Origin of the sequence: Kitasatospora sp. NPDC057500, from assembly GCF_042802195.1 — a bacterium.
Classification (GTDB): domain Bacteria; phylum Actinomycetota; class Actinomycetes; order Streptomycetales; family Streptomycetaceae; genus Kitasatospora.
Genome location: NZ_JBHVER010000347.1, coordinates 1 through 4,874, shown reverse-complemented (window position 1 = coordinate 4,874; position 4,874 = coordinate 1). Strand labels below are relative to the sequence as shown.

General features: G+C 73.4%; 3 protein-coding genes and 1 tRNA gene. 2 read left to right on the top strand and 2 right to left on the bottom strand.

From position 1 onward, the window contains the following. Positions 1–22: 22 nt before the first annotated feature. Both ACFU74_RS36075 and ACFU74_RS36070 read right to left on the bottom strand, forming a co-directional pair. Positions 23–96, bottom strand: a tRNA-Lys gene (locus tag ACFU74_RS36075). Between the two features lie 75 nt (positions 97–171). Beyond that, positions 172–1,080: an NADP-dependent oxidoreductase gene (locus tag ACFU74_RS36070; protein ID WP_380764357.1), complete on the bottom strand. Its 909-nt coding sequence runs from the start codon at positions 1,078–1,080 to the stop codon at positions 172–174. A gap of 207 nt (positions 1,081–1,287) precedes the next feature. Here ACFU74_RS36070 and ACFU74_RS36065 point away from each other — a divergent pair, with 207 nt between their 5' ends. Further along, a complete protein-coding gene (locus ACFU74_RS36065) occupies positions 1,288–2,871 on the top strand; it encodes a Na+/H+ antiporter (RefSeq protein ID WP_380764356.1) in 1,584 nt (527 codons plus the stop codon). A gap of 211 nt (positions 2,872–3,082) precedes the next feature. Beyond that, complete coding sequence (pgi, locus tag ACFU74_RS36060; RefSeq protein WP_380764355.1) at positions 3,083–4,744, top strand: glucose-6-phosphate isomerase; 1,662 nt, start codon at positions 3,083–3,085, stop codon at positions 4,742–4,744. Positions 4,745–4,874: the final 130 nt, after the last annotated feature.

Here is a 4,874-nt window from a genome sequence, read left to right as displayed (position 1 = left end):
CGAGGGGCCTTCCGGCTGTCTGTGCGCCGCCAGGGACTCGAACCCCGGACCCGCTGATTAAGAGTCAGCTGCTCTAACCAACTGAGCTAGCGGCGCCTGCTGACGAGGAAGACATTACCTGGTCAGCGGCCGAAACACACAATCGGCCCGGAGCCCCGCCCGCGGAGCCGCTCAGGGGGTGAGGACGACCTTTCCCCGGACGTGCCCGGCGCCGACCAGCCGGTGCGCCTCGGCCACCCGCTCCAGCGGGAAGGTGTCGGCGATCTCCAGCCGCAGCGCACCGGACTCCCAGAGGCCGACCAGCTCGGCCAGCCGGGCCGCCGTCCGCTCGCCCCGGACCCCCAGCACGCCCAGGCGCAGGGCCCCCGGGTAGTCGACCACGGTGCCGATCCGGGCCCGGTCGGCGACCAGTTCGACGGAGGCCTCCAGGGCGCCGCGCCCGGCCGCGTCGAAGGCCGCGTCCACACCCTGCGGCGCCGCCGCCCTGACCCGCTCGACCAGGCCCTCGCCGTACGCGACCGGGATCGCGCCCAGCTCCCGCAGGTAGTCGTGGTTGCGCCCGCTCGCGGTGCCGATCACCGTGGCGCCCCGGGTCCGGGCCAGCTGGACGGCCACCGTGCCGACCCCGCCGGCCGCGCCGTGCACCAGCACGGTGTCGCCCTCGCCGACCTTCAGCCCGTCGAGCGCGATGTGCGCGGTCTGCCCGGACGCGGACAGCGCGCCGGCGTGCTCCCAGGGCATCCCGGACGGCTTGCGCACCAACCGGGCGGCGTCGGCCACGACCAGTTCGGCCGCGCAGCCGAGCAGCCGGAAGCCCAGCACCTCGTCCCCGACCGCCCAGCCCTCGACGTCCGCCCCGACCCGGTCGACCACCCCGGCGAACTCGTTGCCGGGGGTCAGCCCGGGGATCAGCTCGATGCCGGCCGGGGCGTCGCCCTCCCGGATCGCGAGGTCCACCGGCTGCACCCCGGCGGCGTAGACCCGGACCCGCACCTCGCCGGGGCCGGGCACGGGGTCGGGCACCGCGGCCACCCGCAGCACCTCGGGGCCGCCGAACCGGGGAACGGTCACTGCCTTCATCGCGGGCACTCCTGTCGGATCCGGCCGAGTCCCGTGGAGCGGGTCTCGGGTCCCCCGATCCTGCGGGGTGAAGCCCACTTGAGGTCAACCCCTCCCCGGCGTGTCGCACCAGTTGAGATCATTGTCGGATTTATCCTCGACGGCGGCCCGGGCCATGTCCGGACCCGCACACCCGTGCGCCCCGCCCGCCACCGAGAGGACGTCCCCGTGGGCCAGCTGCCCCTGCTCTTCCTGGTGCTGCTCGCCTCCGTGGTGACCATGCCGCTGGCCCGCCGGACCGGCGTGCCCCAACCCGTGCTGATGACCCTGCTGGGCCTCGCCATGGCGCTGATCCCGCAGATCCCCGACATCTCCATCGAGCCCGAGCTGATCCTGCCGCTGGTCCTGCCACCGCTGATCTTCGCCGTCGCCCGGCGCTCCTCGGTGCGCTACTTCAAGGCCAACATCCGCTCCATCCTGCTGCTCGCCGTCGCCCTGGTCGTGGTCACCACCGCCGCCGTGGCCGGCACCGTGCACTGGCTGCTGCCCGGACTGCCGATCGCCGCCGCCATCGCACTCGGGGCCCTGGTCTCCCCGCCCGACCCGGTCGCCGCCGTCGCGGTGGCCGGCAGCGTCGGCCTGCCCCGCCGACTGGTCTCCATCCTGGAGAGCGAGGGCCTGTTCAACGACGTCACCGCGATCGTCGTCTACTCGCTGGCCATCGAGGCCGTGGTCGGCGGCGACTTCTCCGGCGGCGGCGCGGTGCTGCGCTTCGTCCTCTCGGCGGTCCTCGCGGTCGTCATCGGCGTCGTCCTCGGCTGGGCCAACACCAAGCTCGCCGCCCTCCTGGAGGACCCCACCCAGCAGGTCGCGCTCAACCTGCTGGTGCCCTTCGCCGCCTACAGCATCGCCGAGGAGGTCCACGGCTCCGGCGTGCTCGCCGTCGTGGTCTGCGGCCTCTACCTCGCCGAGCGGGCCGCCGACGCGGACGCCGTCGCCTACCGGCTGGTCGGCAACGCCTTCTGGGAGATCGTCGAGATCCTGATCACCGGCGTCGCCTTCGGCCTCATCGGCCTCGAACTGGCGACCGTCCTCAAGGAGGCCGGCTCCGGCTGGACCGGCATGCTCGGCGACGCCGCCGTGGTGATCGCCGTGGTCGTGGTGGTCCGGCTGCTCTGGCTGCTCCCGGCCGGCTGGCTCTCCCAGAAGCTGCGCTCCGGCTCCGAGGAGGACACCCCGATCAGCTGGCAGGAGAGCGTGCTGCTCTGGTGGTCCGGGATGCGCGGGGTCGCCACCGTCGCGCTGGCCCTCGCCATCCCGCTCACCCTGGACTCCGGAGAGGGCTTCCCGGAGCGCGGCCGGCTGGTCTTCATCGCCTTCAGCGTGGTGCTCTTCACCCTGCTGGTCCAGGGCCTCACCCTGCCCTGGCTGGCCAAGCGCTTCGAGCTCGACCTCGGCCACGACCGGCACGAGCAGCAGGTCCGCCAGCTCTGGTGGCGGGCCGCCAAGGCCGGTCTGCGGCGGCTCGGCGAACTGGAGGAGGCCGACCGGCTGCCCGCCGAGGTCGCCGACCGCCTGCGGGACCGTCAGCACGACCGGCTGGCCCGGCTCTGCCCGGAGAACTACGCCGAGGAGGAGGCCGCCGACGCGAAGCAGCGCCTCGCCCAGTGGCGCGCGGCGCACAGCGTCGAGCAGGAGATGATCGCCGCCTCCCGGCGCGAGATGGTGGCCGCCCGGGCCGAGCCCGGCGCCGACCCGGAGCTCGTCGACCAGGTGCTGCGCGGCCTCGACCTGCGCTCCGAACGGCGGTGACGCCCGGCGGGAGCCGGCCGGGCGTCCGGACGGCGGGGCCCGACGGGTCGTCGGGATGCGGAATGTGCGCCCGGGCTCCCGGCGTTGCATAGGCTGGCCCCGGGCAAGGCCGTCAACGGAGTCGGCGCACCCCCAGAACCCGCACGACCTCGCGAAACCCTCCCGCCTGGCCCTGCCGGTATCTGCACCCAGATGAATCGAGGAGCCACCGATGTCGGAGACCCGCGCCGACGCCCGTACCCCGCTGGACCGCACCCCGCAGTGGGCCGCCCTCGCCAAGCACCGGGAGGAGTTCGGCGACACGCACCTGCGAGAGCTGTTCGCCGCCGACCCGGAGCGCGGCCGCCGCTACACCCTCCAGGTCGGCGACCTGCACGTCGACTACGCCAAGCAGCTGGTCACCGACGAGACCCTGGCGCTGCTGCGCGAGCTGGCCGCGGCCACCGGTGTGGCCGACCTGCGGGACGCCATGTTCCGCGGCGAGAAGATCAACACCACCGAGCACCGGGCCGTCCTGCACACCGCGCTGCGCGCCCCGCGCGGCGCCGTCGTCGAGGTCGACGGCGAGAACGTCGTGCCCGCCGTGCACGCCGTGCTCGACAGGATGGCCGCCCTCGCCGGGCAGGTCCGCAGCGGCGAGTGGCGCGGCCACACCGGCAAGCGGATCCGCACCGTCGTCAACATCGGCATCGGCGGCTCCGACCTCGGCCCCGCGATGGCCTACGAGGTGCTGCGCTCCTACACCCGGCGGGACCTCGACGTCCGCTTCGTCTCCAACGTGGACGGCGCCGACCTGCACGAGGCGGTCCGCGACCTGGACGCCGCCGAGACGCTCTTCGTCGTCGCCTCCAAGACCTTCACCACCATCGAGACCATCACCAACGCGGTCTCCGCCCGGAACTGGCTGCTCACCGAGCTGGGCGCGGACACCGACGCGGTCGCCAAGCACTTCGTCGCGCTCTCCACCAACGCCGAGGGCGTCGCCGACTTCGGCATCGACACCGCCAACATGTTCGAGTTCTGGGACTGGGTCGGCGGCCGCTACTCCTACGACTCGGCGATCGGCCTCTCGCTGATGATCGCCATCGGCCCGGACGCCTTCCGCGAGATGCTGGACGGCTTCCACCTGGTCGACGAGCACTTCCGCACCGCCCCGCCGGAGGAGAACGTCCCGCTGCTGCTGGGCCTGCTCGGGGTCTGGTACGGCGCGTTCTTCGACGCCCAGGCGCACGCCGTGCTCCCGTACTCGCACTACCTGTCGAAGTTCACCGCCTACCTCCAGCAGCTGGACATGGAGTCCAACGGCAAGTCGGTGGACCGCGACGGCCGCCCGGTGGGCTGGCAGACCGGCCCGGTGGTCTGGGGCACCCCCGGCACCAACGGCCAGCACGCCTACTACCAGCTGCTGCACCAGGGCACCAAGGTGATCCCGGCGGACTTCATCGGCTTCGCCGAGCCGGTCGCCGACCTGCTGCCCGGCCTGGTCGCCCAGCACGACCTGCTGCTCGCCAACTTCTTCGCCCAGACCCAGGCGCTGGCCTTCGGCAGGACGCCGGAGGAGGTCGCCGCCGAGGGCGTGCCGGCCGAACTGGTCCCGCACAAGACCTTCCGGGGCAACCACCCGACCACCACCGTGCTGGCCACCGGGCTGACCCCCTCGGTGCTCGGCCAGCTGGTCGCCCTCTACGAGCACAAGGTGTTCGTCCAGGGCGCGATCTGGAACATCGACTCCTTCGACCAGTGGGGCGTCGAGCTGGGCAAGGTGCTCGCCAAGCGGATCGAGCCGGTGCTGGTGACCGGCGAGGGCGCGGAGGCGCTGGACAGCTCCACCGCGGCGCTGGTCGCCCGCTACCGCGAGCTGCGCGGCCGCTGACCGGCCCGGGCCGGTGGTGCACGGGCCGTCCGCCTCGGCGGGCGGCCCGTTCGGCCGCTCCGGCCAGGCCGGAACCCGAGAACGCCGGAAACGCCGGAAACGCCGGAAGGCCCCTCGCTCTCACGAGGGG